Raw genomic sequence first — 26,340 nt, 5'->3', positions numbered from 1 at the left:
CTACAGCGGCGCGAAGCGCCTCCGCTGAGGGTGGTGGCGGGGCATGGATGGAGGTACCGAGGAGTGCGCTGCATCACTCGGAAGGAAGGGCTCCGCGCATTTCCTTGGTGTTACGGAAGATTTACTTCCGCGCCGCCCCGGACCGGTGGCCGGCGCCACTCGATGGTGTGGCAGGCCGCTGAACCCCCGGTAGGCTCCTTCTCAACTATGGGACGCGGGGGCTCTCCGGTGCCCACCAGGGAGCAGACCCGGCCCGTCGAGGAGGTTCGGGCGTGGCCCTCGTGGTCCAGAAGTACGGCGGATCGTCGCTGGAAAGTGCCGACCGGATCAAGCGCGTCGCGGAACGGATCGTCGCCACCAAGAAGGCCGGCAACGACGTCGTCGTGGTCTGCTCGGCGATGGGTGACACCACCGACGAGCTGCTCGACCTGGCGCAGCAGGTCAACCCGGCGCCGCCGGAGCGGGAGATGGACATGCTGCTCACCGCGGGTGAGCGCATCTCGAACTCGCTGGTCGCCATGGCCATCGCGGCGCAGGGGGCCGAGGCGTGGTCGTTCACCGGTTCGCAGGCCGGCGTCGTCACGACGTCCGTGCACGGCAACGCGCGCATCATCGACGTCACCCCGAGCCGGGTCACCGAGGCCCTCGAGCAGGGCTACGTCGCGCTGGTGGCGGGGTTCCAGGGCGTCGCGCAGGACACCAAGGACATCACCACGCTGGGCCGCGGCGGTTCGGACACCACCGCCGTCGCGCTGGCCGCCGCGCTGAACGCCGACGTCTGCGAGATCTACTCCGATGTGGACGGTGTGTACTCGGCGGACCCGCGCATCGTGCCGGACGCGAAGAAGCTCGACGTCATCCCCTACGAGGAGATGCTGGAGCTGGCCGCCAGCGGGTCGAAGATCCTGCACCTGCGGTCGGTCGAGTACGCGCGCCGCTACGGCGTCCCGATCCGAGTCCGTTCTTCCTACAGTGACAAGCCGGGCACCACGGTGACCGGTTCTATCGAGGAGATCCCCGTGGAACAAGCGCTGATCACCGGTGTCGCGCACGACCGCTCCGAAGCCAAGATCACGGTCACCGGGGTACCGGACCACGCCGGTGCGGCGGCCCGGATCTTCCGCGTGATCGCCGACGCCGAGATCGACATCGACATGGTGCTGCAGAACGTGTCGAGCACCGTCTCCGGCCGCACCGACATCACCTTCACGCTGTCGAAGGCCAACGGCGCCAAGGCCGTCAAGGAGCTGGAGAAGGTCAAGGCCGAGATCGGCTTCGAGTCCGTGCTCTACGACGACCACGTCGGCAAGGTCTCGCTGGTCGGCGCCGGGATGCGGTCGCACCCGGGTGTCACGGCGACGTTCTGCGAGGCGCTGGCCTCCTCCGGCGTCAACATCGAGATCATCAACACCTCGGAGATCCGCATCTCGGTGCTGATCCGGGACGCCCAGCTCGACGACGCCGTGCGCGCGATCCACGCCGCGTTCGAGCTCGGTGGCGACGAAGAAGCCGTGGTCTACGCGGGGAGTGGTCGCTGATGGCGGACGGGCTGCGGGTCGGGGTGGTCGGCGCGACCGGCCAGGTCGGCGCGGTGATGCGCAAGCTGCTGGCGGAGCGGGAGTTCCCGATCGCCGAGCTCCGGTACTTCGCTTCGGCGCGCTCGGCGGGGTCGAAACTCCCGTGGCGCGACAGCGAAATCACGATCGAAGACGCGTCCACGGCGGACCCGTCCGGATTGGACATCGCGCTGTTCTCCGCGGGTGGCTCGACGTCGAAGGCGCAGGCGCCGCGGTTCGCCGACGCCGGCGTCACGGTGATCGACAACTCGTCGGCGTTCCGGATGGACCCGGACGTGCCGCTGGTCGTCAGCGAGGTCAACCCCGAGGCCATCAAGGAAGCGCGGAAGGGGATCATCGCGAACCCCAACTGCACGACCATGGCCGCGATGCCGGTGCTCAAGCCGCTGCACGACGAGGCCGGCCTGGTCCGGCTGGTCGCGTCGACCTACCAGGCGGTGTCCGGCAGCGGGCTGGCCGGCGTCGACGAGCTGGCCGGTCAGGTTCGCGCGGGAGCGGAGCACGCGGCGCTGCTGACGCACGACGGCGCGGCGATCGCCTTCCCCGCGCCGAACAAGTACGTCCGCCCGATCGCGTTCAACGTCCTGCCGATGGCTGGGTCCATTGTGGACGACGGTGAGCTCGAGACGGACGAGGAGAAGAAGTTCCGCAACGAGAGCCGCAAGATCCTGAGCATCCCGGGGCTGGGCGTGTCCTGCACCTGCGTGCGGGTCCCGGTGTTCTCGGGGCACTCGATCTCGGTCAACGCGGAGTTCGCGCAGCCGCTGACGGTCGAGCGCGCGACGCAGCTGCTGGCCCACGCGCCGGGCGTCGAGCTGTCCGACATCCCGACCCCGCTGCAGGCGGCGGGCAACGACCCGAGCTACGTCGGCCGCATCCGCGTCGACCAGGGCGTCGGGGGCGGCCGCGGGCTCGCGTTGTTCATCGCGAACGACAACCTGCGCAAGGGCGCGGCGCTGAACGCGGTGCAGATCGCGGAGCTGATCGCGCAGCAGTAGGTCCACAGTGGACGACAACTGACTGTGTTCACTGAAAACTCGCTTGGTGGTTTCGCGGTGCCCGGGAGATCCTGGGCACCGCGAAACCATTTCCAGGGGAGGAAATCATGTACACGGCTGTCGACGGTGCCCGCGTGCCGATTCGGATGTGGGCTGATCCCGCGTCCGTCGAAGAGCAGGCCATGCGGCAGCTGCACAACGTCGCGAACCTGCCGTGGGTGCACGGGGTCGCCGTGATGCCCGATGTGCACTACGGCAAGGGGGCGACCGTCGGCAGTGTCATCGCCATGCGCGACGCCGTTTCGCCCGCCGCGGTCGGCGTGGACATCGGGTGCGGGATGAGCGCGGTGCGGACGTCGCTGACCGCGGCCGACCTGCCCGACGACCTCGGGAAGCTGCGCCGGCGCATCGAGAACACCGTGCCGGTCGGGTTCGGGCTGCACAAGACGCCCGTGAACCCGGCGAAGGTGCACGGTGTCGGTGGCTGGGACGCGTTCTGGAAGGGCTTCGGCGAGCTGCACACCGGCGTCCAGGAGCTGCACGACCGGGCCGCGCGGCAGATCGGGAGCCTCGGCGGCGGGAACCACTTCATCGAGGTCTGCCTCGAGCAGGATGGCGCCGAAGAAGGCCGCGTCTGGCTGATGCTGCACTCGGGTTCGCGCAACATCGGCAAGGAGCTCGCGGAGCGGCACATGGCCGTCGCGCGCAAGCTGCCGCACAACGCCGACCTGCCCGACCGGGACCTCGCGGTGTTCGTCGCGGGCACCCCGGAGATGCAGGCCTACCGGCGCGACCTGTTCTGGGCGCAGGACTACGCGGCGCGCAACCGCGCCACGATGGTCGCGCTCGTGAAGCTGGCGCTGGCGGACGTCGTGCCGGGCACGACCTTCGACGACGCGATCTCGTGCCACCACAACTACGTCGCCGAAGAGACCTACGACGGCGTCGAGCTGCTCGTCACCCGCAAGGGCGCGATCCGCGCCGGCTCGGGTGACCTGGGGATCATCCCGGGCAGCATGGGGACCGGTTCGTACATCGTCCGCGGGCTCGGCAACGAGTCGTCGTTCCAGTCGGCGTCGCACGGCGCCGGCCGCCGGATGTCGCGGACCAAGGCGAAGAAGCTCTACACCGCGGACGACCTGGCGGCGCAGACGGCGGGCGTCGAATGCCGCAAGGACTCGGGCGTCGTCGACGAGATCCCGGCGGCGTACAAGGACATCGACTCGGTCATCAGGGCCCAGACCGACCTGGTCGAGGTCGTCGCCCACCTCAAGCAGGTGGTCTGCGTCAAGGGCTGAGCGGTACCTTGGGTGATATGACCAGTTGGGGGAGGACGGCCGCGTTGCTGGCCGGGGCCGCACTGCTGCTGAGCGGGTGCGATCAGGTCAGCGACGCGGTCGACCAGGGCAGCAAGACCGCGGACAAGGTCGGCGCCTGCGCCGAGGCGCTCGGGCTGGCGGACCTGAATCCGCTCGTCGACCCGCAGCGGCTCAAGGAGCGGGCCGCGGACAAGGCGCAGCGGCTGCGCGCGCTGGCCGGGAACGTCGGCGACCAGGACGTCAAGAACGCGCTCCTCGGCATGGCCGACTCCTACGTCGAGGTGCAGAAGGAACACATCGAGGACGCCGGCGTCGTGGCCCGGTGGGCCAAGCGCAACGTCGGCAAGCTCGACGCGCTGCGCACCGCCTGCAGCTGACCGGTCGTGAGTGGTAATGCGGGTTAGAACCCGCATTACCACTCACGACGGCCTCAGCAGGACTCCGCGAGCGCGGCCACCGGCGCCGGGGTGGGCCTGCGGGGCCGGCGTAGGCCGACCAGGCCCGCCGACGCGATCACCAGCCCGCCGATGCCGGCCGCGGCGAAGCCCCAGGCCGGGCTCGAGTGGTCGATCGCGAAGCCGACCACCGGGCTGCCCGCCGCGAGGCCGAGCCGGGTGAAGCCGTCCATCAGCCCCATCGCCTCGCCGCGCACCCGCGGCGGCGCGAGCCGGCTGACCGTCTCGGTGGTCGCGGCCAGCGTCGGCGCGCAGAGCAGGTTCGTCGGGATCAGCACGAGCGTCAGCAGCCACCACGGCTGTTCGGCGAGCCCCACCGGCACCACCAGCAGCGCGAGCAGCAGCATCAGCACGCCCTGGGGCAGCGACCGCTTCACCGAGCCGTGCACGATGCCGCCGGTGATCGACGCGGCGCACATCACCGCGATCACCAGCCCGGTCACGCCGATGTCGCCGTGCGCGCGCAGGGTCGCGAGTGTCGCCAGCTCGGTGCCGACGAGCACGAACAACGCGCCCGCGGCGACCATCAGCGTGCCCACCAGCCTGCCGGTCAGCCAGCTGCGCAGCGGCGGCCGGGCTGTGGCCACCCCCAGGTCGGCGGCGTCGCGGATCGGCGGGTTCACCAGCCAGATCAGGAACGCCGTGCCGCCGAAGAGCACGCCGAGCGCGCTGAGCGTCCACGTCGGTGAGAACGCGGTGATCGCCGCGATCCCGGCCGCGGGGCCGATCATGAACGTCGCCTCGATCGAGATGGTGTCGAGCGAGTACGCCGCCCGGCGCTCCTCGACCGGGACGAGCGTGGCCAGCACCTGGCGGGCCAGCGAGCCCGCGGGCACCGAGAGCATCCCGGCCGGGACGGCGACCGCGGCGAGCGCTTCGAACGGCAGGTGCGGCGCGAGGATCCAGAACGCCGTGGTGCCGGTGCCGCAGACGGCGACGATCGGGCGCAGCCCGTACTTGTCGAAGGCGCGGCCGAGCAACGGCGCCCCGAGGGCCATCCCGAGCGTGACGCCGGCGCCGACCAGCCCGGCGGCGCCGTAGCCGCGGCCGAGCCCGGTGACGACGTACAGCGTCAGCAGGACGCCGTTCATGGTCATCGGCAGCCGGGCCAGGAACATCATGGCCATCGTCGAGGGGACGCGGGGGACGGAGAGCACCCGGCGGTAGGGCTGCAGAGGCACGCCTCGATGAGAACCCAAGGTGGTACGCGCGTGCAACTTATTTCTCGGACCTGGCGCCCGGACAACATGACAGCTACTCTCATTTGGTAGTCACTACCAAATGGGGGGCACTATGAATCAGCTGTACCCACGCAGGTGGTGGGCGCTCGGGGCGCTCGCGGTGAGCCTGCTGACCGTCGGCCTGGACCTGACCGTGCTGAACGTCGCCGTGCCGACGCTGGCCGTCGACCTCGGTGCCACGACCACGCAGCTGCAGTGGTTCGGCAACGCCTACACGCTGGCGCTGGCCGCGCTGCTGCTGCCGGCGGGCCTGCTCGGCGACCGGTTCGGGCCGAAGAAGCTGCTGCTCGGTGCGCTCGCGGTGTTCGGGCTGGCGTCGCTGTGGTGTGCCTACGCGGGTTCGCCCGGCGAGCTGATCGCCGCCCGGGTCCTGCTCGGCGTGGGCGCCGCGTTCCTGATCCCGCTGTCGCTCTCACTGCTGAACATCCTCTTCCCGCCGGAGGAGCGGGCGCGGGCGCTGACGACGTGGGTGCTGGCGACGTTCGCCGGCATCCCGCTCGGCCCGCTGCTCGGCGGCTGGCTGCTCGACCACTTCGCCTGGGGTTCGGTGTTCCTGATCAACGTCCCGCTGACGGTTGTCGGCCTGGTCGCGGTGCTGCTGCTGGTGCCGCTCACCCGCGGCTCCGGCCGTGGCGGGATCGACTACCCGGGCATCGCGCTGTCGGCGGCCGGGCTCGTCGCGCTCACCTACGGCTTCGTCCACGCGGGCGAGCACGGCTGGGCCGACCCGGTGACGTACGGGCTGCTCGGGCTCGGCGCCGTCCTGCTCGCGGTGTTCGTCCGGGAGCAGACGCGGGTGGCCGCGCCGCTCGCCGACCTCGCGCTGTTCCGGGAGCCGCGGTTCGTCTGGGGCGCGGTGCTCGCGACCGTCGCGTCGTTCGCGTTGATGGGCCTGCTGTTCGTGCTGCCGCAGCTGTTCCAGGCGGTGCAGGGCGCCGACGCGCTGCAGACCGGGGTGCGGCTGCTGCCGCTGATCGGCGGGATGCTGGTCTCGGCGAAGATCGCCGAGCGGCTGGTCGCCGCGTCCGGCGTCCGCGTGGTCGTCACCGGCGGGTTCGTGCTGCTGGCGGCGGGTCTGGGCTGGGGTGCGACGGCGCCGGCCGCGGCCGGGTACGGCCTGACGATCGGCTGGGAGATCGTCATAGGCCTCGGCACGGGGTGCACCCTGCCGCCGCTGATGTCGATGGCGATGGGCGCGCTGACCGAGGGCCGCTCGGGCGCGGGTTCGGCGTTGATCCAGGTGCTGCGGCAGGTCGGCGGCACCATCGGCGTCGCGGTGCTCGGTACGGTCCTCAACGGCGTCTACCGCGACGGCGTCGCCGTCGAGGGGCTGCCCGCGCCGGTGGCCGACGCGGCCCGCGGGAGCGCGTCCGCCGCGGTCGCCGTCGCGGCGAAGCTGCACCTGCCCGCGCTGGCCGATTCCGCGCGGGCGGCGTTCGCCGACGGCATGGCCGCGACGCTGTGGGTCTGCGCCGGGCTCGGCGTGGCCGGTGCGCTGCTGGCGGTGCTCTTCCTGCCCGGCCGCGCGGCCGCCAGGACCGAGCCGCGAGAATCGGAGCATGACGTCGTCGCCGGCTGAGCCCACGGGGTTGCGAGAGCGCAAGAAGGCCAAGACGCGGGCCGCGATCCAGCGGCACGCGTTGCGGCTGTTCCGGGAACAGGGCTACACGGCCACGACGGTCGACCAGATCGCGGCCGCGGCGGAGATCTCGCCGAGCACCTTCTTCCGGTACTTCCCGACGAAGGAGGCGACGGTCCTCTACGACGCCCTCGACCCGATGATGGTCGAGGCCGCGCTGGCCCAGCCGCCCGAGCTGAGCTTGATCGGCGCGCTGCGGGCGACGTTGCGCGACGTCTACGAGGCGCTGCCGGAGGACGCCTGGCAGGACGAGCGCGAGCGGCAGCTGCTGGTGTTCAACGAGCCGGAGCTGCGTGCCCCGATGCTGGAGCAGTACGGCGCCGGCATCGACCTGCTCGCCGACCTCGCGGCCCGCCGCGCCGGCCGGTCCGCGACCGACTTCGAGGTGCGCAACTGGGCGGGCGCCGTGGTCGGCGTCGTGCTCGCGGCGTTCTACACCGCCGGCGGTGACCCGGACCTGCTCCTGAACTCGCTCGACGAGGCCTTCGCGCACCTGGAGGCGGGCCTCCCGCTCTGAAGCGTTTTCCGGTTCGTGCTCCGACCACGGGGAACGCCGTTTTTCGGCGCACCTTGTGGGTGGCGGTGCGAACGCGCGGGCCGCCCTTCTGGAGCAGTTGCGACACGCGGTCCCACGGAGTGATGAAGCCAATTGATCACCAGTTACACCCGGATGAGTGGCCGAACTGTTCCATAGTGGACGGCCGCGACCCGCGGTGGCGAACGGGATCGTCTCGGATGATCTTCAGGGGTATTGGCAAGGTTTCGGCGTTAATCAATTGCGGGCGAGTTCACCGTTTCCGCATCCGGCACGTAAGGGTAGGAAAACGTCACCAACCGGTGAGAGGGTGGCTTATCTCCGATACGGCGGGTATCGCTTTAACCCGTCAGGTCTCCCGAGGCCAGGAGGTAAAAGGTATGAAAGGCAAGTTCGGGCGGTCCATCGCCCTGGTAGCCGCCGGCAGTCTGCTGGCGGTCGCGACGGCGGGTATCGCTTCGGCGAGCCCGGACGGGGGCAAGGGTTCCTCCAGCACCCAGGCCCTCGCCGCGCAGGTGCTGCAGATGCGTGACGACCTGACCAAGGTGGCTTACGCGGGCAACGTCGGCGCGACCCGGTCCGACCTGGGGCAGATGAGCCCGGTGATGTCGGACATCGCCGCCGGGAAGCGCTACACGATCCAGACCGACACCCAGCAGCTCGCCGGGCTGGCCAAGGGCCGCGCGGACGAGTCCGTCCGGCTGCTGACCGACCCGACGGCCAAGGCGCGCCAGCTGCCGCCGTTGCCGCTGCCGATCCCTTCGCTGCCGGACCTGCCGGGACCGCTGAAGATCGTCAGTGACCTGGTGAAGGCGCTGCTGGGCGCGGTAACGGGCATTCTCGGCGGCCTGCTCGGCGGGCTCCCGGTGCCGCCGTTGCCGCTGCCGGTACCGCCACTGCCCGCGGGCTGAGCCATCGGAGGAACAGGGGGACCCGGAGCCCGGCGGCGGACATTTCTCCGCGCCGGGCTCCGGGTCGTTTCCCGGGGCGCCGATCAGTCCTCAGTGGACGGATCCGGGTCCCGCGTCAGTCGCGAATGGACAGACCCTGGCGTAACGCTCCCGCCGTCTCGGCGAGGGCTTCGCGGAACCTCGTGCCCACGCCGGTGAAGTTGATGAACCCGTGGATCAGGTCCTCGTGCCGGCGCAACGCCACCTCGACCCCGGCATCGGCGAGTTTCTTCGCGTACGCCTCGCCTTCGTCGCGCAGCGGGTCGAAGCCCGCGGTCACGACCAGGGCCGGCGGGAGGCCGCTCAGGTCGTCCGCGCGCAGCGGGGAGAGGCGCGGGTCGGTCAGGTCGCTGCCCTTCGGCACGTAGTGGCCCTCGAACCACTTCATGTGCACGTCGGTGAGGAACAGGTTCTCGGCGAACAGGTCCTGCGAGCGGTAGCGCTGCGCGAAGTCGGTGGCCGGGTAGATCAGCAGCTGGAACGCCGGCGCCGGGCCGCCGCGCTTGACGGCCTGCTGGGCCGTCACCGCGGCGAGGTTGCCGCCCGCGCTGTCGCCGCCGACCGCGATGCGGGCCGGGTCGGCGCCGAGATCGCCCGCCTTGGCGTGCGCGAAGTCGAACGCGGCCAGCGCGTCGTCTGCGGCCGCCGGGAACGGGAACTCCGGGGCCAGCCGGTACTCGATCGACAGCACCCGCACCCCGGCGTGCTTGGCCAGGAAGCGGACGGCGTTGTCGTGGCTGGCGCGGGTGCCGATCACCCAGCCGCCGCCGTGGAAGAACACCAGCAGCGGCGACTTCTCCGGCAGCCCGACCGGCGTGTAGAGCGTCGCCGGGAGATCGCCGTCCGGGGTCGGCACGGAGAGTTCGCGCACCGAGACGGGCTCGATCGACTTGCCGCTCACCAGGTGCCGGCCGACGTCGAGCAGGGCACGGGAGCTGTCGACCGAGCCCTGGACCAGCTCCGCGCCGGAGAGCTTCTGCAGCCGCAGCAGCAGCTGGGCGTCGAGGGCGAGGTCCTGGCCGTCGAGGCGCACCGGGCGCCCGGCCACCGCCCGCCGGACCGGCTCGGGTAGCCAGAACACGAGCTGGGACGCGGCGGCCTGGACGCGGACCGGGAGCGGGATCGCCATCGTTGCCTCCTGTGCATCGGTGCCGCCCAGACGTTACTTGTCAGTAGGTAGCTGGTCCAGTGGGACACCGGCTGTGACCTGGACCTCCGTCCCAAAGTCTGGTCCTCCACTTAAGTGGAGGGGTTAGCCTGGAAAGCGTGACTTCAGCCAAGACGGTCAATGTGCTCGGGATCGGCGGCTCTCTGCGCGAGGGCTCGCAGTCCGAACGCGCGCTGCAGATCGCGCTCGCCGCCGCGGCGGAAGTCGGCGTCCGGACGCGGCTGCTCTCCGGCCCGGACCTGGTGCTGCCCTTCTACGACGCGGGCGAGCCGGCGCGCGACGAACGCGCGATGCAGCTCGTCGACGCCGTCCGCCACGCCGACGGGCTGATCGTCGTCTCGCCGGGCTACCACGGCGCGCTGTCCGGCCTGGTCAAGAACGCCTTGGACTACGTCGAGGACCTCCGCGACGACGCCCGCCCCTACCTCGACGGCCGCGCCGTCGGCCTCGCCGCTGTCGCGTACGGCTGGCAGGCCGCGGTCACCACGCTCGAGCAGCTGCGCACGATCACGCACGCGCTGCGCGGCTGGGCCACCCCGCTGGGCGGTTCGATCAACTCGGCCGAGACCAAGTTCGACGACGGCGGCGGCGCGTCCGACGAGAAGAGCACCCGCACGCTGCGGCTGATCGGCCGTCAGGTCGCCGAGTTCGCGGTGTCGCGCCACTCCTGAGCGTTTCGCCCGGCCGGTGCCGGGTAACCGAAGCACGTGATGCCTGCCATGTAGGGGCACTGTTCCGCGGGTGCGGGATGTTGTACCCAGTGAGACGCTCGACGCGGAGCGTTCCCGAAAGAAGGCAGGCGAAGCATGGGTCAGGCGATCTACACCGCGGTGGCGACGGCACGCGGAGACGGCCGCAACGGCGAGGTCACCTCGTCCGACGGCGTCATCGACGAGTCGTTGGCCATCCCGAAGGAGATGGGTGGCCCGGGCGGGGACAAGACGAACCCCGAACAGCTCTTCGCCGCCGGCTACTCGGCGTGCTTCCACAGCGCGCTGCAGCTGGTCGCGCGTCAGGCCAAGGTGCCGCTGCACGACACGACCGTCACGGCCGAGGTCAGCGTGCTCAAGCAGGACGCCGGGTTCGGTCTCGGCGTCGCGCTGAAGGTGTCGCTGCCGGGTGTCGAGCAGGCCCAGGCCGACCAGCTGGTCGAGCAGGCCCACCAGGTCTGCCCCTACTCCAACGCCACCCGCGGGAACATCGAGGTCGCGCTCTCCGCGACCGTCTGATCCCGCTCCGGATTCCAGGAAAGGATCAAGCATGGCCAAGTCCCCGATCAAGAGCCCGCTGGCCGAGGCCGACAAGGAGATCACCGGCAACGCCCTCCAGGCGACGCTGGTGGACCTGGTCGACCTCTCCCTCATCGCCAAGCAGGCGCACTGGAACGTCGTCGGTGCGAACTTCCGCAGCGCGCACCTGCAGCTCGACGAGCTCGTGACCACCGCGCGCGAGTACGTCGACCAGGTCGCCGAGCGGGCGAACGCCATCGGCGTCTCGCCGAACGGCAAGGCGAAGACCGTCGTCGAGAGCTCCGGCGTGCCCGACTACCCGGACAACTGGCAGTCGGTCGAGTCGACGGTCGGCGCGATCGTCGACATCCTTTCGGCCCTCATCGAGCGGCTGCGCAAGCGCATCGACGAGACCGACAAGAGCGACCTCGTGACGCAGGACCTGCTGATCGAGATTACCCGCGCCCTCGAAGAGGCGCACTGGATGTGGCAGGCCCAGCAGGCCTGACCCCGTCTCGCGAACGGCCGGTTCCTCCGGGAGCCGGCCGTTCGCGCGCTCAGTGGTGGAACGCCGTCGCCTTGGCCGGGTCCTTGGGGCGGCCTCCTTCCTTCTCCAGTTCCGGGACCACCCGGGCCAGGTCGGCCAGCAGCAGGTCCGCCAGGTCGTGCGTGAAGCCGTTGCGGACCACGATCCGGAGCACCGCCAGGTCCGCGCGGTCGGCCGGGAACGTGTACGCCGGTACCAGCCAGCCGCGCTCGCGCAGCCTGCGGGACACGTCGAAGACGTCGAAGTTCACGCCTGGGCGGGTGGTGACCGCGAACACCGGTAGCTGGTCGCCGTGGGTCAGCAGCTCGAACGGGCCCAGGTCGGCGACGCCGGCCGACAAGTGCGTCGCCACATCACGTGAGGCCTGTTGCACCGCGCGGAATCCCTCGCGGCCGAGTCGCACGAACGTGTAGTACTGGGCCGCGACCTCCGCGCCCGGGCGGGAGAAGTTCAGCGCGAACGTCGGCATGTCGCCGCCGAGGTAGTTGACGTTGAACACCAGCTCCGACGGCAGCGCCTCCTTGTTCCGCCAGATCACCCAGCCCACACCCGGGTACACCAGCCCGTACTTGTGGCCGGACGTGTTGATCGACGCGACCCGCGGCAGCCGGAAGTCCCACTCCAGCTCGGGGTCGAGGAACGGCGCGATCATCGCGCCCGACGCGCCGTCGACGTGGACCGGGATGTCCCAGCCCGCGCGCTCCTGCAGCGCGTCGAGCGCCGCCGAGATCTCCGCCACCGGCTCGTAGCTGCCGTCGAACGTCGAGCCGAGGATCGCCACCACGCCGATCGTGTTCTCGTCGCAGCGCGCCACCGCCTCCTCGGCGGAGAGGTGGTACCGGTCGCCCTCCATCGGCACCAGCCGCGGCTCGACCTCCCAGTACTCGCAGAACTTCTCCCAGCACACCTGTACGTTCACGCCCATCACCAGGTTCGGCTTCCCGGTGCGGCCCAGCTTGGACCAGCGCCGCTTCAACGCCATCCCGGCGAGCATGCAGGCCTCGGACGACCCGGTCGTCGAGCAGCCCATGATGTCGGTGAGGTCGGGCGCGTGCCACAGGTCGGCGAGGATGTTCACGCAGCGCCGCTCCAGCTCGGCGGTCTGCGGGTACTCGTCCTTGTCGATCATGTTCTTGTCGACGCACTCGGCCATCAGCTCACGCGCTTGCGGCTCCATCCACGTCGTGACGAACGTGGCGAGGTTCAGCCGCGCGTTGCCGTCGAGCATCAGCTCGTCGCGCACGAGCTGCAGCGCCGTGTCCGGTGGCACGGGCGCGTCGAGCAGCTTGTCGTGCGGCATGACGAAGCCCGCCGCGAGCGCCGGGTTCGCTCCGGCGTACATCGGATTCGTGCCGCCGACGCGGTCCGGGCGGTCGGTTTTTCCCTGGTGCAGAACCATGAAACCGACGGTAGCGCCATCCGCCGGCAGCCGCGTGCGCGAACGGTCGGTCCCGGTCCGAAAGAGACCGCAACCGACCTTTCGCGGCAAAAGTCAGTCCCGCCACGGCCCCGGAACCCCCGTGATCAGAGCCGGAACTCGCGTGTCTGAACCCGGGACTCGCGTGATTGGGCCCGGAACTCGCGAGTTCCGGCCCCAATCACGTGGGATACGGGTCAAGACACGTGGGAGACGGGCTCGAGCCCGTGGGTTGCGGGGTCAGTGCCAGGACTTGGCTCGGGCGTACTGGTTCGGCCAGCGAACCTCGCCGCCGAGGACGTTCGCCGCGCGTAGCGGCCAGTGCGGGTCGCGTAGCAGGGCTCGGGCCAGGAACACCGCGTCCGCCGAGCCCGAGGCCACGATCTCCTCCGCCTGCTCCGGGTCCGTGATCATGCCCACCGCGCCCGTCGGCAGGCCCGTCTCGGTGCGGATCCGGGCGGCGAACGGGACCTGGTAGCCCGGGCCGACCGGGATGTCCGGGTTCGGGGTGTTGCCGCCCGAGGACGCGTCGACCAGGTCGACGCCGCGCTCGGCCAGCAGCTTCGTGAGACGCACCGAGTCCTCGATCGTCCAGCCGCCCTCGGTCCAGTCCGACGACGACAAGCGCGCGAACAGCGGCACGGACGAGCCCACTTCGGCGCGCACCGCGTCGGTGATCTCCAGCGCCAGCCGGGTGCGGCCCTCGAAGTCGCCGCCGTAGCGGTCCGTGCGCGAGTTGGACAGCGGGGACAGGAACTGGTGCACCAGGTAGCCGTGCGCGAAGTGCAGCTCCAGCAGGTCGAACCCGGCGTCCAGCGCGTGGCGGGCGCCGGCCGCGAACGCCGCCGGCAGGGCGCTCACCTCGTCCGTCGAAAGCGGCCGCGCCGGGTCGTAGGTGCCGAACGGCTGGTCGTCGGCGCCGACGCTCTGCCAGCCGCCGTCCGAAGCGGCGACGCTGCCCGAGCCGTCCCACGGGCGCTTCGTCGACCCCTTGCGGCCGGCGTGGGCCAGCTGCATGCCGATCGACGTGCCCTGGGCGTGCACGAATCCGACGACCCGGCGCCACGCGTCGGTGTGCGCCTCGCTCCAGATGCCGGTGTCCTGCGGGCTGATCCGGCCCTCGGGGGTGACGGCCGTCGCCTCGGTCAGCACCAGGCCGGCGCCGCCGGTGGCGAACTGGCCCAGGTGGACGAGGTGCCAGTCGCCTGGCAGGCCGTCGGTCGCGGAGTACTGGCACATCGGGGACACCCACGCGCGGTTCGGCAGCGTCAGGCCGCGGACGGTGATCGGGCTGAAGAGTCGGCTCACATCCCGATCAACGACACGTGCTCGCGGTCTCTTCCCGTCGCCGACCCGGGTACCGGCGAGTAGCGTCACACACATGGGTGTCGCTGCTGACGAACGCCAGGCGTTGAGCTCGCTCTTCGAGGACCTCGGGCCCGACGCGCCGACTTTGTGCGAAGGCTGGACGACGCGGGATCTCGCCGCGCACCTCGTCGTGCGCGAGCACCGGATCGACGCCGCGCCGGGCATCGCGGTGCCCGCGCTCGCCGGGTACACGAAGAAGGTCCAGGACCGCTACGCCGCGAAGCCGTGGGCGAGCCTCGTCGACCAGGTGCGCCAGGGGCCGTCGAAGTTCTGGCCCACCTCGATCGGCCCGCTCGACGAGCTGACCAACGGCGCCGAGTTCCTCGTCCACCACGAGGACGTCCGCCGCGCGCAGCCGGACTGGAAGCCGCGGCCGGCCGACCCCACCCGGGACGCCACCGCGTGGCGCTCGGCGAAGGGCGCCGCGAAGCTCAACCTGCGCAAGTCCCCGGTCGGCGTCACCTTCCGGACCGCCGACGGCCGCGAGGCGGCGGTCAAGACCGGGCCCGACCCCGTGACGGTGGTCGGGGACCCGGTCGACCTGCTGCTGTTCGTGTTCGGCCGGGACGCCGTGAACCTGGACTTCCAGGGCGACCCGGCCGCGGTCACGAAGCTCCAGTCGGTGAAGCGGGGACTCTGAGCGCCCGGTTCACCCACCGGCCCACCGGCAACGCGACGACGATCGCGGCCAGCACCAGGTGCACGGCCATGAACGCCACCGCGGCGGGCACGCTCGGCGGCCCGCCGAGGAACACGATCATGTGCGACGCCCACTTCAGCTCGGTCGGCTTCGTGCCCGCCGCCCAGACGTCGTTGAGCGCCCAGAACGTCAGGTCGTTGACGCCCGAGATGACCACCAGGATCGACGCGACGCCGGCCTTGAGCACGTTCGCCGTCCGGCCGCCGCCGAGGCGGTAGGCCAGCAGCGCGAACAGCACGATGAACGTCGTCACGAACAGCTCGAACTGGTAGACGGGCTGGAACGCGTCGTCGTCCGTGGCCGCGTCGCGGGCGAACGCCTGGACCCGCATCACCAGTTCGGTGTCCAAATAGGACATGTAGACGAACACGGCGAACACGATCAGCGCCGGGCCCAGCTTCGTGCGCGGGAACAGCGAGACCGTGAGCACCGCGAACAGGAACGGGCACAGCTTGAACGCCCAGTCGCCGACGTTGTCCAGCGTCTGGTCCGGCGGCAGGATCACCATGATCAGCAGCGTCGTGACCACGGCCGGGACGGCGGCCACCAGCCACAGCCACCGCCGCCGCCGGTACAACGCGCCGACCCACCCCTGATCGGGGGTGACCGGGGCGGGTGCGGAGATCGTCATTCGGTGTCTTCCTCCAGCCGCGGCTTCTCGACCCAGAACGGGCCGAGGGCCAGCGCGTCGACGTCGGTCTTCAGGTAGCAGGCGATGGCGTCGGCCGGGCTCGCCACGATCGGCTCGTTGTTGTCGTTGAACGACGTGTTGACGACCATCGGCACGCCGGTCAGCTTCTCGAACTCGCTGATCAGCCGGTAGTACAGCGGATTGTCCGCCTCGCTGACCGTCTGCACCCGCGCGGTCCCGTCGACGTGCGTGATCGCCGGCACCTCGGCGCGCTTGTCGGGCAGGACGTCGAACACCAGCAGCATCACCGGAGACGGGTAGTCGCTGACGAAGTACTCGCCCGCGCGCTCGGCCAGGCACGACGGCGCGAACGGCCGGAACGCCTCGCGGTGCTTGACCTTCTCGTTCATCCGGGTCTTCGACTCCGGGTCGCGCGGGTCGGCGACGAGCGAGCGGTTGCCCAGCGCCCGCGGCCCGCACTCCATCCGGCCCTGCACCCAGCCGACGATCCGGCCGTCGGCGATCTTCGCGGCGGTGTGCGCGGCGATGTCGTCGACGTGGGTGTACTCGACGCCGGCGTCCTGCAGCGCCACCTCCATCTCGGCCTCGGTGTAGTCCGGGCCGGTGTAGGTGTAGCCGTCGCGCGGGCGCGGCTTGCCGTACTTGCCGACCGAGACCTCCAGCGCCGCGCCGAGCGCGCAGCCGTCGTCGGCCGCCGCGGGCTGGGCGAAGAAGTCCTCGAACGGCGTCTCCAGCAGGATCCGGCCGTTCATGACGCTGTTCAGCGCGACGCCGCCGGCGACGCACAGCCGCTTCGAGCCGGTCTCGCGCTGGAGCCACCGGGCCAGGTGCAGGCCCGCTTCCTCCAGCGTCACCTGCAGCGCGTACGCGATGTCGCAGTAGTGCTGGGGAACGGGGTTCGCGGCCGTGACCCGGGTTTTCGGCCGCGCCGGGCCGAAGGTGCGGGAGAACTTCTCGGCCATCACGTGCTTGCCGGTGCGGTGGTGGGCGAACCAGCTCAGGTCCAGCTCGAAGCCGCCGTCGTCGTCGAGGTGGATGAGCTGCTTGAACGCGTCGACGTAGGTGTCCTCGCCCAGTGGCGCGAGGCCCATGATCTTGCCCTCGTCGCGGGTCGGGTAGAAGCCGAGGTAACCGGTGACGCCGGCGTACATCGCGCCGAGCGAGTGCGGGAACTTGATGCGCCGCAGGTCGACGATCTTGTTGCCGCGGCCGTGCGCGAGGTAGGTCGCCGTGCCGTCGCTGCCGATGCCGTCGAAGGTGAGCACGGCGGACTCGTCCCACGGCGAGATGAAGTAGCCGCTGGCCGCGTGCGCGCGGTGGTGGTCGACGAGGTGCGTCTTGAACTTCGTCGGGCCGGTCCACCCGGTGGCGTCCTTGACGTCCTGCTCCAGCGTGTAGGACCGCTTGATGTGGGCCAGGACCGCGCCGCCGACGTGGTAGTCGTCGTGGCCCGAGCCGCCGCCGGTCTTGAAGGTGTCGACCATGCCCGACGAGCGGCCGCCTTCGTCGCCGCCTGCGTTGCGGAAGACGTCCAGCGTGCCCGGGAAGTAGCGCGCGAACACCTTGGCCGCGTGGATGCCCTCCTTCCAGCGCTGCCAGTAGTAGGCGACGTGGTCGACGTCGGCCAGCGTGATCCCGGCGCGCTCCAGGCAGAACTTGATGGCTTCGGCGGGGAAGCCGCCGTCGTGCTTCTTGCGGGTGAAGCGTTCCTCCTCGGCGAAGGCGATGATCTCGCCGTCGCGCACGAGTGCCGCCGCCGAGTCGTGGACCCTGCTGATGCCCAGTACGTACATGATTCTCCCAGTTCAGAACGAGTGACGGCGGTGGAGCAGGCGCCGCAGGACGGCCGCCTTGACCGCGAGCGCGAGGACGAGGGCGGCGAACCCGCCGACCGGCCCGAGCGGGGGCACGAGCAGCGCGGCGCCGACGGCGGTGGCGGCGAGCGCTACTACGGCGGTGCCCGACGTCAGGGTCAGCACCTTGCTGTTGGTGTTTTCGATGAGGAAGCTCGCGTAGAGCCCGGTCGCGTACAACGCCGTCTCGACGAGCACGAGCACCCCGAGCACGACGTAGCTGTCCTCGGTCATGAGCAACGCGCGCGTCGACGGCACGGCGAGACCCGCCCCGAGCAGCACGGCGAAGCCGATCCCGGCCCGTTCGACCAGCTTCAGCAGCTCCGACGCGCGGGCCCGGCCGGCCACGGCGCCGGTGCCGCGCATGCGACGTGACGCCGTCGGCTGGTGCAGCTTCAGCTGGTAGAACAGCAGCGAGCAGAACGCGCTCGACACCAGCAGCGCCAGGTAGAACGGGCCGCTGTCGGTCGTCCGCCCGGACAGCGCCAGCACGCCGAACACGACCGACGTCGAGATCACGTCGAGCAGTTCGGTCAGGCCGAGCAGGACCGTGCTGCGCCCGTACGCCGGCAGGAGCCGGTGCCCGGGCACGCCGCCGCCGCGCAGCCACGGCCTCGGCAGCAGGGCCACCGACGCGCCGAGGATCACGACGAGCCCGGCGAGCAGCAGCGCGAGGTGCGTCTCGGGGGACCACCGCACCGCCCAGGTCACGCACGTGACGATCCCGACGACGACCGAGCCCGCGGCGAACGCGAGCGCGTCCAAAATGGACTTGTCGCGCAGCCGGTGCAGACCGGACACGGTCATCAGCAGCCCGCCGGCGATCGACCACGCGGCCGCCGTCAGGTACAGCGCCGCGTCCGATTCCGGCGCGACGACGAGCGCGACGACCATGGCGGCCAGCACCACCAGCACCGGCACGGCGGCGATCCGGACCGCGAGCGCGGCGACCGCGTCCCGGGTCAGGCGCAGCCGGGGCAACGCCTTGAGCGCGGACTTCTCCGCCGCGGCCGGCACGAAGTTCAGCCACGTCATCAGGCCGAGCGCGTTCGTGAAGCGCCCGTAGTCGTGCGCGCCCCACGCGGTGAGCAGGACCAGCCCCATCAGCTGGACCGACAACCGGAACACCCCGCGGCCGGCGAGCAGGCGCAGCACCACCGCCGGCCGTGGCGGGGCCACGACCGGCGGGGCGGCGGGGGACAACCCCGTCACGGCAGGGGTACCGCCATGTCCTGCTCGTGGAGCAGGAACTTCAGCGTGCCGCGCACCTCGTTCTCCGCGGCGAGCACCTCGGGCACGGACCGGGCGGTGAGCACGACGTAACCCAGCTTGTAGCCGGCCTGCTCGTACGGCTTGACGTAGGACCCTTCGTCGGCGAACAGGTGCAGCCCGACCACGCCGGGCATCATGCGGACGTCCTCGACACCGTCCACCCGGGACAGGTGACCACCGCGGTCGGACGCGAGGATGTGCACCAGCGTCGGCTTCGCCGCGTGCAGGTCCAGCTCCACCGCGTCACCGGTGGCCGCCGCGATCCCGGCGGCGATCAGGTCGGCGCCGTAACAGTGCTGGATCGCTTCCGCCAGGCCGTTCCCGCCCATCCGGGCGCCCATCTCGATGAGGTAGAGCTGCCCGTCGCGGCCCAGGACGGCGTCCAGCGTGAGCGGCCCGGTCCGGTAGCCGAGCTCGGCGCAGATCAGGTCGAGCGCCTCGATCAGCCGCAGCTCGGCGTCCGCGGGCAGTTCGCCGGGCAGCAGGTGCGACGACGTCACGAAGAACGGCGGCGGCGTGAGTGTGCGTTCGGTGACGGCGTGGAAGACGATCCGGCCGTCCACGACCAGCGCTTCGATCGTGTAGTGCGTGCCGTCGAGGTGCTCCTCGACGACCAGGCGGCCGGACGGCGAGAACGCGAGCGACTCGGTGAACGCCTTGGCCAGCCGGCCGGGGCCGGAGCACGAGACGACCCCGCGGCTGCCGGACGAGTCGACCGGCTTGACCAGCGTCGGGAACCGCAGCTGCTGGGCGGCGTTGACCAGCTCCGGGCCCGGACGGCCGGCGACACTGCGATAGCCCGGGAGTCCTAAGTGGTCACACAACGCGCGGAAGACGGACTTGTCCGTCGACGCCTGGACCGCGTACTCCGGCAGGGGATCCGGCAGGCCCCAGTGCCGGGTGAGCCACGCGAGCGTCGGCAGGCCGACGTCGCTCGCCGGGCAGAGCACCCCGGCGATGTCGGGCCGGCCGTCGAGCGCCGCCGCGATCTGCTCCGGCGCCCGCACGCTGACCTGCAGGAACTCGTCCGCGAACGCGACACCCGGCGCGCCCGGCCGGACGTCGACGCAGATCGTGCGGAAGCCCAGCTCGCGGGCCCGTTCGTAGGTGCTCACCGCACCGTCCGCGCCGCCCAGGATCACCAGGGTTCTCGCGGAGCCTCTCTCGGAACTTGTCACGCTGAAATGCCTTTCCCCAGTTGCACATCGATCCGCCGGGGCCCCTCGGGGTCCTCGGTCGTGAAGAGCCGGTCCTCGACGTCGACCACGACGTTCGCCTCCCGGATGTAGAACTGCCGCGGCTTCGGCTGCCCCGCGCCGACCACGACGAGGTAGCGCACGGTCAGCGAGAGCACCAGCAGGAGCACGGTGAGCAGCATGAAGAGCGTCACGGCCGTGGCACTCGCGCCGAGCAGGCCGGACGCCGCCGCCGCGGCGGCCAGCACCCCGAAGCCGGCGGCGAACAACGCGGTCGCCGAGGCCATGGTGGTCAGCCGGCGGGTGAACCCGACGAACAGCTCGATGGCGTGCGACGACAGGAAGCTCATGCCCACTTTGGACTCGCCGCGCTCGCGGGCCCGGTGTGCCACCTGGACACAGGTGTAGCGGCTCGTCAGCCGCGGGACCGTGGCCAGGAAGTACGGCGTGCCGAGCCGCAGGTCCACGATCTTCCGGGCCAGCTCGGCCCGGACCAGCCGGAACGCCGTGGCGCCCGGCGGGATCTCGATGCGCAGCAGGCGGGCGCCGATGAAGTGGAACGCGGCGGTGCCCCAGCGCCGCAGCCGCGGGTCCTGCCGGTTCGTGCGGACGCCGAAGACCGCGTCGTACCCCTGTTCGGCCGCCGCGATGAGCTTGTGCGACTCGGCGGCGGGGAACTGCTGGTCGGCGTCGATGTGCAGCACCCAGGGTTGCGACGCGTACCGGTAGCCGGCCGAGAAGGCGGCTTCGAAACCGAAATTGCGGCTGAAGGACACATACCGCACCCGGGGGTCGGCCGCGGCGAGTGTGCGGATCTCGCCCAGCGTTCCGTCGGTGCTCCCGTCATCGATGTAAAACAGTTCGAGTGAATAGTCGGACAGTTCGTTGGTTATTTCCCGATAAGACGGTCCGACGTTGTCGACTTCGTTGAAGCACGGAATGACTACGGTGAGTCCGCATGTCGCCGGACCAGGGAATGCCCTGGTCATCTGCAACGCCGGGCGGGTGATGCCGGATTCGTGTCCGTCCGATCACCGACAGTGCGAATGGTGCTCATGAATACCCCAGTTGGATCTGCTCAGACCGCTTGTCGATGCGCGGCGTTGCGGAGTTATAAGCAGACCGATCGACGTTTGGGGACGGGTTCACTACGAATTCCTCCGTTCAGACCCAGACCAAAGTATTAACCCATCCGGCATTCGGGGTGTCCTGCGGACGAAGTCCTTCCACTACGCCCCGCGATGGCGCAGACTCCCCGGCCATGTGGAGTCTGGGGGCAGGTGTTGTGTGGCGTGCTGCCTACGCGCGGGCGGTGCGCTCGGCGTTCGCCACGGTGCCGTTCTACCGCGAGCGCTGGGCGCTCGACGGCCGTGAAGATCCGGTGCTGGTACCGGGTCGCACCGGGACGAACGGCGGCGCGGCACCGCTCGCGGAAGCCGTGCACAAGCTCGTGGACCTGGTCCCGCTCGCCGGGGGCGCGCAGCGGACCGACCCTTCGCGCGGCCTCGGCCGGGTGCTGCGGACGGCGCGCCGGCCCACGCCCGGGAGCTTGATCGTCCTTTTGGGACACGACGATCTCCGCCCGCCTGCCGACCTGCCGAAAGATGTTCGTGGCTGCGTCGCCGATCCCGACGCGCCGAGCGCGTCCGTGCTCCGCGAGCTGACGGCGGTGCTGGCGCGCGGTCACCGCGTGCTCGCCGTCGGCGACGACAAGGCGATCACGACGTTCACCGCCGCACTGCCCGAAGACAGCGCGCACCGTGTCGAAGCCGTGCCGCACCGTGAACTCGACTCGCTCGACGCCGGCCCGTACGGCGTGCTGCACGACCCGGCGCTCGGCTACCTCGGCGCGCTGGCCGGCTGCGGGCGGTGGCACCTCGACTGGCCGCACGTCCACGCCCGGCCGACGGCCGGCGGGCTCGCCTTCACCTTGCTGCGCCAGGAGTCCCCGCGGTTCGTCGACGTCATCCCGGCCGGCGGGGTGCCCGGCCGGATCGAGTCCTGCCCGCGTCACGGCAGCCCGGTCGTCGTCGCATGAGGTTCGTGTTCCACGATCCCCGCACGGACCCGGCGCCCGCGGGCTGGGCGGACTTCTCCCGGACCGCGCGGCTGCACCCGGTGTGGGACTACGGCTTGATGGGTCTCGAGGCCTGGGGCGCGCGCAACCCGCAGCTGGTGGCCGCCGCCGTCGAGGGGGACGAGGTCGTCGCCGGGATGTCGGTTCTGGTCTGCCGCCTGCCGTGGTCCTCGCGGTTCGCGCCCGCGCCGGGACGTCGTTCGCCGCGCCCGTGCTGGGCCGAGGTCTACCAGCCGTGGCTGAGCGGCTTCCCGGGCATCGTGTTCGCGCCGGCGCTCCCGGCCGCCGACCGGCAGCCGCTGGTGCGCGAGTTCGAACGGCAGCTGCGCCGGCACCTGGGCCCCGGGCTGCTGGGCGTGGTCTACCGCGCGATCGGCGAGGAGTTCGCCGCCGGCGTCGGCGGCCGGGCCCGGCTGGTCAAGCCGACCGACCCGACGACCGTGCTGGAAAACCGCTTCACCACCGAAGACGACTGGCTCGCGACGCTCCCGTCCGGCCGCCGGTCGAGCCTGCGGCGCCGCGGCCGGCGGATCGCCGAGGACCCGGCGCTGGTGGTGCGCGGCGGCCCCGGCCGGGACGACGTCGACGGCGTCGAGGTCGCGTCGCTGATCAAGGTGCACCGCGAGCGGTACGGGAAGCTCCCGCTGGACACGCGCACGATGCCGTCGGCCGGGTTCCTGCACCGCTACGTCCGGCGCCCGGACGTCCACACGCTGACCTACCGCGACGCCGACGGCCGGCTGCTGGCCGTGAACACCATGCTCGACCACCCGGACAGCCCCAGCCTGCAGCACTGGGCGGCGTTGCCGCTGGACGAACGCGGCCGGGGCGCAGGTTTGTATTTCGACGCTTATGTCCGCGCTGTCCGATTCATGGCGCGGCGCGGAGTAAAAGAACTTTCGGCGGGCCGGGGCATGGTCGAACTGAAGCAGGAATTGGGGTTCCGGCCGCGCGCGCTCTTCGCCGCGGCAGTGCCGAGGCCGGTGCTGGGCCGATGACCGCGACCGCGACCAGGGTGTCGCAAGTGGACGTCGTCGACCCCCGCGTCGACCCGCAACCCGACGGCTGGGCGGCGTTCCGCGCCCGGTGCCTGCCGCCCGTGTGGGACTACGAACTACTGCGCCGCGAGGCGTGGTTGGCGAAGAACCCACCGGTGCTCGCGGTTGTCCGCGAGGGTGAGCGGGTCGTCGGGGCGCTGTCGGTGATGGTGTGCCGGGGCTGGCGGTCCCGGGAGTTCGGCCCGCTTTCCGGCGGCCGGCTGCGGCCGCGCTGGGCCGAGGTCTACCTCCCGCTGCTGAGCGGCTACCCCGCGTGCGTCTTCGACGACGGCGTCGACGAGCGGGCCGCCGTCCGGCAGTTCGAACGCGCGTTGCGCGAGTACGTCGGGCCCGGGCTGCTCGGGGTGATCTACCGGGCGATGAACCCGGAACTGGTGCCCGCGCTGGCAGGCCGGGGCCGGGCGGCCCGCGAGATCGACCCGGCAGCCGTGCTGCGCAACACTTATTCCACAGTGGACGAATGGGAGCGCGGGCTGGCTCCCGAAGTCCGGCGGTACCTCCATCAGGACGTCGGCACCGAAGCGGCGTTCGGCCGCACCGACGTCGACCCGCACGAACTGGCCGTGCTGCTCAACGCCCACCGCGCGCGGCAGGACGAACGCGCGTGGGCGGGCGGACAGCGATCGCGGATCGGCGGGCTGCACATGGACACCCGCAGCCCGGTCGCGCCGGGTTACCTCGACACGCTGGTCCGCCGTTCGGACGTCCTGACCCGGACCTACCGCGACGACGCCGGCCGCCTGCTCGGCTTCGCCACGATGATCGACCATCCCGCGGGTTGCGCGGTGCACCACTGGGCGGCGCGGCCGAGCGCGGCCGGCGGCCGGAAGGGGCTCTATGTCGACTGTTACGCCCGCTGCGTGGCGCACATGATCGCCGAAGGGAGGCCGGAACTGACCGCGGGCCGGGCGATGCTCGCCGAAAAGGCCGCGCTCGGCTTCGGCACGCGCTCGTTGTGGTCGGTCGCCGTACCGCGTCCGGTGCTGGGCCGATGACCTTCACCGTGCGGGTGCTCGACCCGCGCACCGATCCCGAGCCCGCCGGCTGGGCCGCATTCCTGCACGCCCAGCAGGCGCCGTTGACCTGGGACTACAGCCTGCTGTGCACGGAGTCGCGGCACTCGCGCAGCCCGTACCTGCTGACCGTGGTCACCGACGGCGGCGCGATCGTCGCCGCCGTCCTCGCCATGCTGTGCCGCCCGGGTTCGGCCACCGGGCCGGGCCCGGTCGGCGGGGTCGCCCGCTGGGGGCCGCGCTGGCTGGAGGTCCAGCACGCCTGGCTCAGCAGTTATCCGGCGTGGCTGTTCGCCGAAGACGTCGACCCGGCCGGGCAGCGCGAGATCCTGCGCCGGTTCGAGCGGGCGGTCTGCCGGTTCGCCGGCCCGGGCTGCCTCGGCGTGGTCTACCGCGCGGTCGCGCCGGACGCCACCGGGCTGGTGTCCGGCCGGGGCCGGCTCGTCCGCGAGATCCAGCCGACGCTGGTGCTGGAGAACACCTTCACCGACCTCGACGGCTGGCTCGCGACGCTGAGCCGCAACCGCCGGTCGAGCCTGCGCGGCCAGATCCGCAAGATCGCCGCCGACCCCGGGCTGACCGTCCGCGCCGGCACCGCCCGCGACGACCTCGACGGCGCCGAACTGGCCGCGATGCTGCACGCGCACCGCGCGGCCAAGGGCCCGGTGAAGTTCGACCAGCGCGGCCCGGTCACCGGCGAGTACCTCGACGAGCTGATCCGGCGCCCGGACGTCGTCACGACGACCTACCACGACGCCGACGGCCGGCTGCTCGCCTTCACCGACCTGCTCGACCACCCGGTGATGCCGCTGCATCAGCACTGGGCCGCGCTGCCGCCCGCCGAGGGCCGGCCCAAGCACCTCTACTTCGACGTCGTCGCGCGCGGGGTGGGGCACATGATCGAGCACCGCCGGAAGTTCCTGTCCCTGGGCCGCGGGGTCACCGACCTCAAGACGTCGCTGGGGTTCTCCCCGGCCCCGATGGCCGGGGCCGTCGTGCCGAGGCCGGTGATCCGATGGTGACCGACGTGCTCGACCCGCGCCACGACGCGGAACCGGCGTACTGGACGGCGTTGCGCGAGCGCGCCGGGCTCCGGGCCGACTGGAGCTGGGAGGTGCTCCGGACCCAGGCGTGGGCCGCACGGACCCCGCAGCCGGTCACCGTGCTCCGCGACGGCGACGAACCCCGCGGCGTCGTCTGCGCCGCCTGGGTCACCGGCCGGACCCGCCGCAACCGCTTCGGCTCCGCGACCGCGCGCCGCGGCCGGCTCGGCGGCCTCGACGTCCGCGGGCCCGGCGCGAGTTCCCAGCCCGGCTGGTGGTTCGCGGACCCGGGCGACGACGGCGGCGTGACGCGGCTGCTCGAGACGTACGTCCCGGCGATCCGCGCGGAGCTCGGCCGCGGGTTCCGCGGGATGCTGGTCCGGCAGGTCGGCGAGGCCGGGCTCGACGCCGTCGGCGGCCGGTTCCGGCTGGTGCGGCGGACCGAGGACATCGCGGTGCTCGACGTCAGCGCGTTCGGCTCCCGCGACGACTGGATGCACTCGCTGGCCCGCAAGCGCAAGCAGAACCTGCGCAAGATCTTCCGCACCTTCGACGCCGATCCGAGCGTCCAGGTGCGGTGCGTGCCGGGCAAGGAAGCCGATCCGGTCGCCATCGCGGAAGTGTTGCGGCACAACGAACGCAAGCACCACGACGTGCCGATCGTGCCGCTGCCGCACTTCACCGGCTACCTGACGGAGCTGCTGCGCCAGCCCGACGTCACGGTGATCGAGTACCGCGACACCGGCACCGGGCGGCTGCTCGCCGTGGCCACCCTGCTCGACCACCCGGAGCTGCCGATCGCGCGGCACTGGGGCGCGCTCGGGCCCGAGGCGGGCGGGCGGCCCAACCTCTACTTCCACTTCTACGGCGAGGCGGTGAGCTGGGCGATCGCGCACGGGCGGTCGTCGGTGGTGTTCGGCAAGAAGATGACCGAGATGAAGGCGACGCTCGGGGCGCGGCTCGTCCCGCAGTACGCGGCGGCCGTCCCGGTTTGCTAGCTTCGCGGCGTCTCACCCGCCGCGCTTCAGGAGAG

25 protein-coding genes are annotated in these 26,340 nt (G+C 71.4%); 16 read left to right on the top strand and 9 right to left on the bottom strand.

Annotated elements, in window-relative coordinates:
* Positions 1–272 precede the first annotated feature (272 nt).
* From OG439_RS35765 to OG439_RS35750, 4 genes are all read left to right on the top strand, one after another.
* A complete protein-coding gene (locus tag OG439_RS35765) occupies positions 273–1,538 on the top strand; it encodes an aspartate kinase (protein ID WP_326945025.1) in 1,266 nt (421 codons plus the stop codon).
* Positions 1,538–2,575, top strand: coding sequence for an aspartate-semialdehyde dehydrogenase (locus OG439_RS35760; protein ID WP_326945024.1), 1,038 nt, complete (start codon positions 1,538–1,540; stop codon positions 2,573–2,575). Before OG439_RS35765 ends, OG439_RS35760 begins: the two co-directional genes overlap by 1 nt.
* A 107-nt stretch (positions 2,576–2,682) precedes the next feature.
* Positions 2,683–3,873 (top strand): RtcB family protein, encoded by a 1,191-nt coding sequence (locus OG439_RS35755; RefSeq protein ID WP_326945023.1) that lies wholly within the window; start codon positions 2,683–2,685, stop codon positions 3,871–3,873.
* A 17-nt stretch (positions 3,874–3,890) separates the two neighbouring features.
* Positions 3,891–4,271 (top strand): hypothetical protein, encoded by a 381-nt coding sequence (locus tag OG439_RS35750; RefSeq protein WP_326945022.1) that lies wholly within the window; start codon positions 3,891–3,893, stop codon positions 4,269–4,271.
* A 53-nt stretch (positions 4,272–4,324) separates the two neighbouring features.
* Here OG439_RS35750 and OG439_RS35745 read toward each other — a convergent pair whose 3' ends face one another.
* Positions 4,325–5,467: an MFS transporter gene (locus tag OG439_RS35745; protein ID WP_326951700.1), complete on the bottom strand. Its 1,143-nt coding sequence runs from the start codon at positions 5,465–5,467 to the stop codon at positions 4,325–4,327.
* Between the two features lie 175 nt (positions 5,468–5,642).
* Between OG439_RS35745 and OG439_RS35740 the strand changes: the two genes are divergently transcribed.
* The 3 genes from OG439_RS35740 (at position 5,643) to OG439_RS35730 (ending at position 8,675) form a co-directional block, all read left to right on the top strand.
* On the top strand, positions 5,643–7,169 hold the full coding sequence (locus tag OG439_RS35740; RefSeq protein ID WP_326945021.1) for an MFS transporter: 1,527 nt from the start codon (positions 5,643–5,645) through the stop codon (positions 7,167–7,169).
* The gene (locus tag OG439_RS35735; protein WP_247058911.1) at positions 7,150–7,746 is read left to right on the top strand and encodes an acyl-CoA-like ligand-binding transcription factor; all 597 of its coding nucleotides are present in this window, start codon (positions 7,150–7,152) and stop codon (positions 7,744–7,746) included. Before OG439_RS35740 ends, OG439_RS35735 begins: the two co-directional genes overlap by 20 nt.
* Before the next feature lie 398 nt (positions 7,747–8,144).
* The gene (locus OG439_RS35730) at positions 8,145–8,675 is read left to right on the top strand and encodes a hypothetical protein (protein ID WP_247058910.1); all 531 of its coding nucleotides are present in this window, start codon (positions 8,145–8,147) and stop codon (positions 8,673–8,675) included.
* 115 nt (positions 8,676–8,790) lie between these two features.
* Here the strand turns inward: OG439_RS35730 and OG439_RS35725 are convergent, their stop codons facing one another.
* Positions 8,791–9,843 (bottom strand): alpha/beta hydrolase, encoded by a 1,053-nt coding sequence (locus OG439_RS35725; protein WP_326945019.1) that lies wholly within the window; start codon positions 9,841–9,843, stop codon positions 8,791–8,793.
* A 137-nt stretch (positions 9,844–9,980) separates the two neighbouring features.
* On the opposite strand from OG439_RS35725, the gene OG439_RS35720 reads away from it, so the two are divergent.
* The 3 genes from OG439_RS35720 to OG439_RS35710 all read left to right on the top strand — a co-directional run bounded on the left by OG439_RS35720 (position 9,981) and on the right by OG439_RS35710 (position 11,619).
* The gene (locus tag OG439_RS35720; RefSeq protein ID WP_247058908.1) at positions 9,981–10,553 is read left to right on the top strand and encodes an NADPH-dependent FMN reductase; all 573 of its coding nucleotides are present in this window, start codon (positions 9,981–9,983) and stop codon (positions 10,551–10,553) included.
* Between the two features lie 135 nt (positions 10,554–10,688).
* Positions 10,689–11,111, top strand: a complete 423-nt coding sequence (locus OG439_RS35715; RefSeq protein WP_326945018.1) for an organic hydroperoxide resistance protein — start codon at positions 10,689–10,691, stop codon at positions 11,109–11,111.
* A 31-nt stretch (positions 11,112–11,142) separates the two neighbouring features.
* Positions 11,143–11,619 carry a Dps family protein gene (locus tag OG439_RS35710; RefSeq protein ID WP_326945017.1) on the top strand — a complete coding sequence of 159 codons (477 nt, stop codon included), beginning with the start codon at positions 11,143–11,145 and terminating at the stop codon, positions 11,617–11,619.
* A 49-nt stretch (positions 11,620–11,668) separates the two neighbouring features.
* Here the strand turns inward: OG439_RS35710 and OG439_RS35705 are convergent, their stop codons facing one another.
* Positions 11,669–13,057: a glutamate decarboxylase gene (locus tag OG439_RS35705; RefSeq protein WP_326945016.1), complete on the bottom strand. Its 1,389-nt coding sequence runs from the start codon at positions 13,055–13,057 to the stop codon at positions 11,669–11,671.
* Positions 13,058–13,315: 258 nt separating this feature from the next.
* Positions 13,316–14,383: an NADH:flavin oxidoreductase/NADH oxidase gene (locus OG439_RS35700; RefSeq protein WP_326945015.1), complete on the bottom strand. Its 1,068-nt coding sequence runs from the start codon at positions 14,381–14,383 to the stop codon at positions 13,316–13,318.
* Positions 14,384–14,456: 73 nt separating this feature from the next.
* On the opposite strand from OG439_RS35700, the gene OG439_RS35695 reads away from it, so the two are divergent.
* Positions 14,457–15,083 carry a TIGR03085 family metal-binding protein gene (locus OG439_RS35695; protein ID WP_326945014.1) on the top strand — a complete coding sequence of 209 codons (627 nt, stop codon included), beginning with the start codon at positions 14,457–14,459 and terminating at the stop codon, positions 15,081–15,083.
* Here OG439_RS35695 and OG439_RS35690 read toward each other — a convergent pair.
* The 5 genes from OG439_RS35690 to OG439_RS35670 are packed head-to-tail and all read right to left on the bottom strand — an operon-like array spanning position 15,049 to position 21,105.
* On the bottom strand, positions 15,049–15,774 hold the full coding sequence (locus OG439_RS35690; protein ID WP_326945013.1) for a hypothetical protein: 726 nt from the start codon (positions 15,772–15,774) through the stop codon (positions 15,049–15,051). The two genes, OG439_RS35695 and OG439_RS35690, sit on opposite strands and share 35 nt — an antisense overlap.
* Positions 15,771–17,588 (bottom strand): carbamoyltransferase family protein, encoded by a 1,818-nt coding sequence (locus OG439_RS35685; protein ID WP_326945012.1) that lies wholly within the window; start codon positions 17,586–17,588, stop codon positions 15,771–15,773. The genes OG439_RS35690 and OG439_RS35685 overlap by 4 nt, the downstream gene beginning before the upstream one ends.
* Positions 17,589–17,600: 12 nt before the next feature.
* Positions 17,601–18,860, bottom strand: a complete 1,260-nt coding sequence (locus OG439_RS35680; RefSeq protein WP_326945011.1) for a hypothetical protein — start codon at positions 18,858–18,860, stop codon at positions 17,601–17,603.
* Positions 18,857–20,035 (bottom strand): ATP-grasp domain-containing protein, encoded by a 1,179-nt coding sequence (locus OG439_RS35675; RefSeq protein ID WP_442792240.1) that lies wholly within the window; start codon positions 20,033–20,035, stop codon positions 18,857–18,859. Before OG439_RS35675 ends, OG439_RS35680 begins: the two co-directional genes overlap by 4 nt.
* Positions 20,036–20,094: 59 nt before the next feature.
* Positions 20,095–21,105: a glycosyltransferase family 2 protein gene (locus tag OG439_RS35670; protein WP_326945009.1), complete on the bottom strand. Its 1,011-nt coding sequence runs from the start codon at positions 21,103–21,105 to the stop codon at positions 20,095–20,097.
* 323 nt (positions 21,106–21,428) lie between these two features.
* On the opposite strand from OG439_RS35670, the gene OG439_RS35665 reads away from it, so the two are divergent.
* From OG439_RS35665 to OG439_RS35645, 5 genes are read left to right on the top strand one after another with little or no spacing between them, the layout of a single operon-like run.
* Positions 21,429–22,154, top strand: a complete 726-nt coding sequence (locus tag OG439_RS35665) for a hypothetical protein (RefSeq protein WP_326951699.1) — start codon at positions 21,429–21,431, stop codon at positions 22,152–22,154.
* On the top strand, positions 22,151–23,191 hold the full coding sequence (locus OG439_RS35660; protein WP_326945008.1) for a GNAT family N-acetyltransferase: 1,041 nt from the start codon (positions 22,151–22,153) through the stop codon (positions 23,189–23,191). Before OG439_RS35665 ends, OG439_RS35660 begins: the two co-directional genes overlap by 4 nt.
* Positions 23,188–24,246 carry a hypothetical protein gene (locus OG439_RS35655; RefSeq protein ID WP_326945007.1) on the top strand — a complete coding sequence of 353 codons (1,059 nt, stop codon included), beginning with the start codon at positions 23,188–23,190 and terminating at the stop codon, positions 24,244–24,246. Before OG439_RS35660 ends, OG439_RS35655 begins: the two co-directional genes overlap by 4 nt.
* Positions 24,243–25,286: a GNAT family N-acetyltransferase gene (locus tag OG439_RS35650; protein WP_326945006.1), complete on the top strand. Its 1,044-nt coding sequence runs from the start codon at positions 24,243–24,245 to the stop codon at positions 25,284–25,286. The genes OG439_RS35655 and OG439_RS35650 overlap by 4 nt, the downstream gene beginning before the upstream one ends.
* A complete protein-coding gene (locus OG439_RS35645) occupies positions 25,280–26,305 on the top strand; it encodes a GNAT family N-acetyltransferase (protein ID WP_326945005.1) in 1,026 nt (341 codons plus the stop codon). The genes OG439_RS35650 and OG439_RS35645 overlap by 7 nt, the downstream gene beginning before the upstream one ends.
* Positions 26,306–26,340: the final 35 nt, after the last annotated feature.

Source organism: Amycolatopsis sp. NBC_01307, from assembly GCF_035975215.1.
Taxonomy (GTDB): Bacteria; Actinomycetota; Actinomycetes; order Mycobacteriales; family Pseudonocardiaceae; genus Amycolatopsis.
Note: the sequence above shows the minus strand (reverse complement) of the source record. Positions and strands in the feature narration are given on the sequence as shown.

What these genes read in the sequence shown, in the direction of transcription:
- OG439_RS35655 (WP_326945007.1), top strand. Translation starts at nt 23,188, where the DNA reads ATGACCGCGACCGCGACCAGGGTGTCGCAAGTGGACGTCGTCGACCCC.
- OG439_RS35725 (WP_326945019.1), bottom strand. Translation starts at nt 9,843, where the DNA reads ATGGCGATCCCGCTCCCGGTCCGCGTCCAGGCCGCCGCGTCCCAGCTC.
- OG439_RS35745 (WP_326951700.1), bottom strand. Translation starts at nt 5,467, where the DNA reads ATGTTCCTGGCCCGGCTGCCGATGACCATGAACGGCGTCCTGCTGACG.
- OG439_RS35690 (WP_326945013.1), bottom strand. Translation starts at nt 15,774, where the DNA reads ATGACGATCTCCGCACCCGCCCCGGTCACCCCCGATCAGGGGTGGGTC.
- OG439_RS35670 (WP_326945009.1), bottom strand. Translation starts at nt 21,105, where the DNA reads ATGACCAGGGCATTCCCTGGTCCGGCGACATGCGGACTCACCGTAGTC.
- OG439_RS35760 (WP_326945024.1), top strand. Translation starts at nt 1,538, where the DNA reads ATGGCGGACGGGCTGCGGGTCGGGGTGGTCGGCGCGACCGGCCAGGTC.
- OG439_RS35740 (WP_326945021.1), top strand. Translation starts at nt 5,643, where the DNA reads ATGAATCAGCTGTACCCACGCAGGTGGTGGGCGCTCGGGGCGCTCGCG.
- OG439_RS35735 (WP_247058911.1), top strand. Translation starts at nt 7,150, where the DNA reads ATGACGTCGTCGCCGGCTGAGCCCACGGGGTTGCGAGAGCGCAAGAAG.
- OG439_RS35730 (WP_247058910.1), top strand. Translation starts at nt 8,145, where the DNA reads ATGAAAGGCAAGTTCGGGCGGTCCATCGCCCTGGTAGCCGCCGGCAGT.
- OG439_RS35750 (WP_326945022.1), top strand. Translation starts at nt 3,891, where the DNA reads ATGACCAGTTGGGGGAGGACGGCCGCGTTGCTGGCCGGGGCCGCACTG.
- OG439_RS35695 (WP_326945014.1), top strand. Translation starts at nt 14,457, where the DNA reads ATGGGTGTCGCTGCTGACGAACGCCAGGCGTTGAGCTCGCTCTTCGAG.
- OG439_RS35705 (WP_326945016.1), bottom strand. Translation starts at nt 13,057, where the DNA reads ATGGTTCTGCACCAGGGAAAAACCGACCGCCCGGACCGCGTCGGCGGC.
- OG439_RS35660 (WP_326945008.1), top strand. Translation starts at nt 22,151, where the DNA reads ATGAGGTTCGTGTTCCACGATCCCCGCACGGACCCGGCGCCCGCGGGC.
- OG439_RS35710 (WP_326945017.1), top strand. Translation starts at nt 11,143, where the DNA reads ATGGCCAAGTCCCCGATCAAGAGCCCGCTGGCCGAGGCCGACAAGGAG.
- OG439_RS35715 (WP_326945018.1), top strand. Translation starts at nt 10,689, where the DNA reads ATGGGTCAGGCGATCTACACCGCGGTGGCGACGGCACGCGGAGACGGC.
- OG439_RS35755 (WP_326945023.1), top strand. Translation starts at nt 2,683, where the DNA reads ATGTACACGGCTGTCGACGGTGCCCGCGTGCCGATTCGGATGTGGGCT.
- OG439_RS35685 (WP_326945012.1), bottom strand. Translation starts at nt 17,588, where the DNA reads ATGTACGTACTGGGCATCAGCAGGGTCCACGACTCGGCGGCGGCACTC.
- OG439_RS35650 (WP_326945006.1), top strand. Translation starts at nt 24,243, where the DNA reads ATGACCTTCACCGTGCGGGTGCTCGACCCGCGCACCGATCCCGAGCCC.
- OG439_RS35645 (WP_326945005.1), top strand. Translation starts at nt 25,280, where the DNA reads ATGGTGACCGACGTGCTCGACCCGCGCCACGACGCGGAACCGGCGTAC.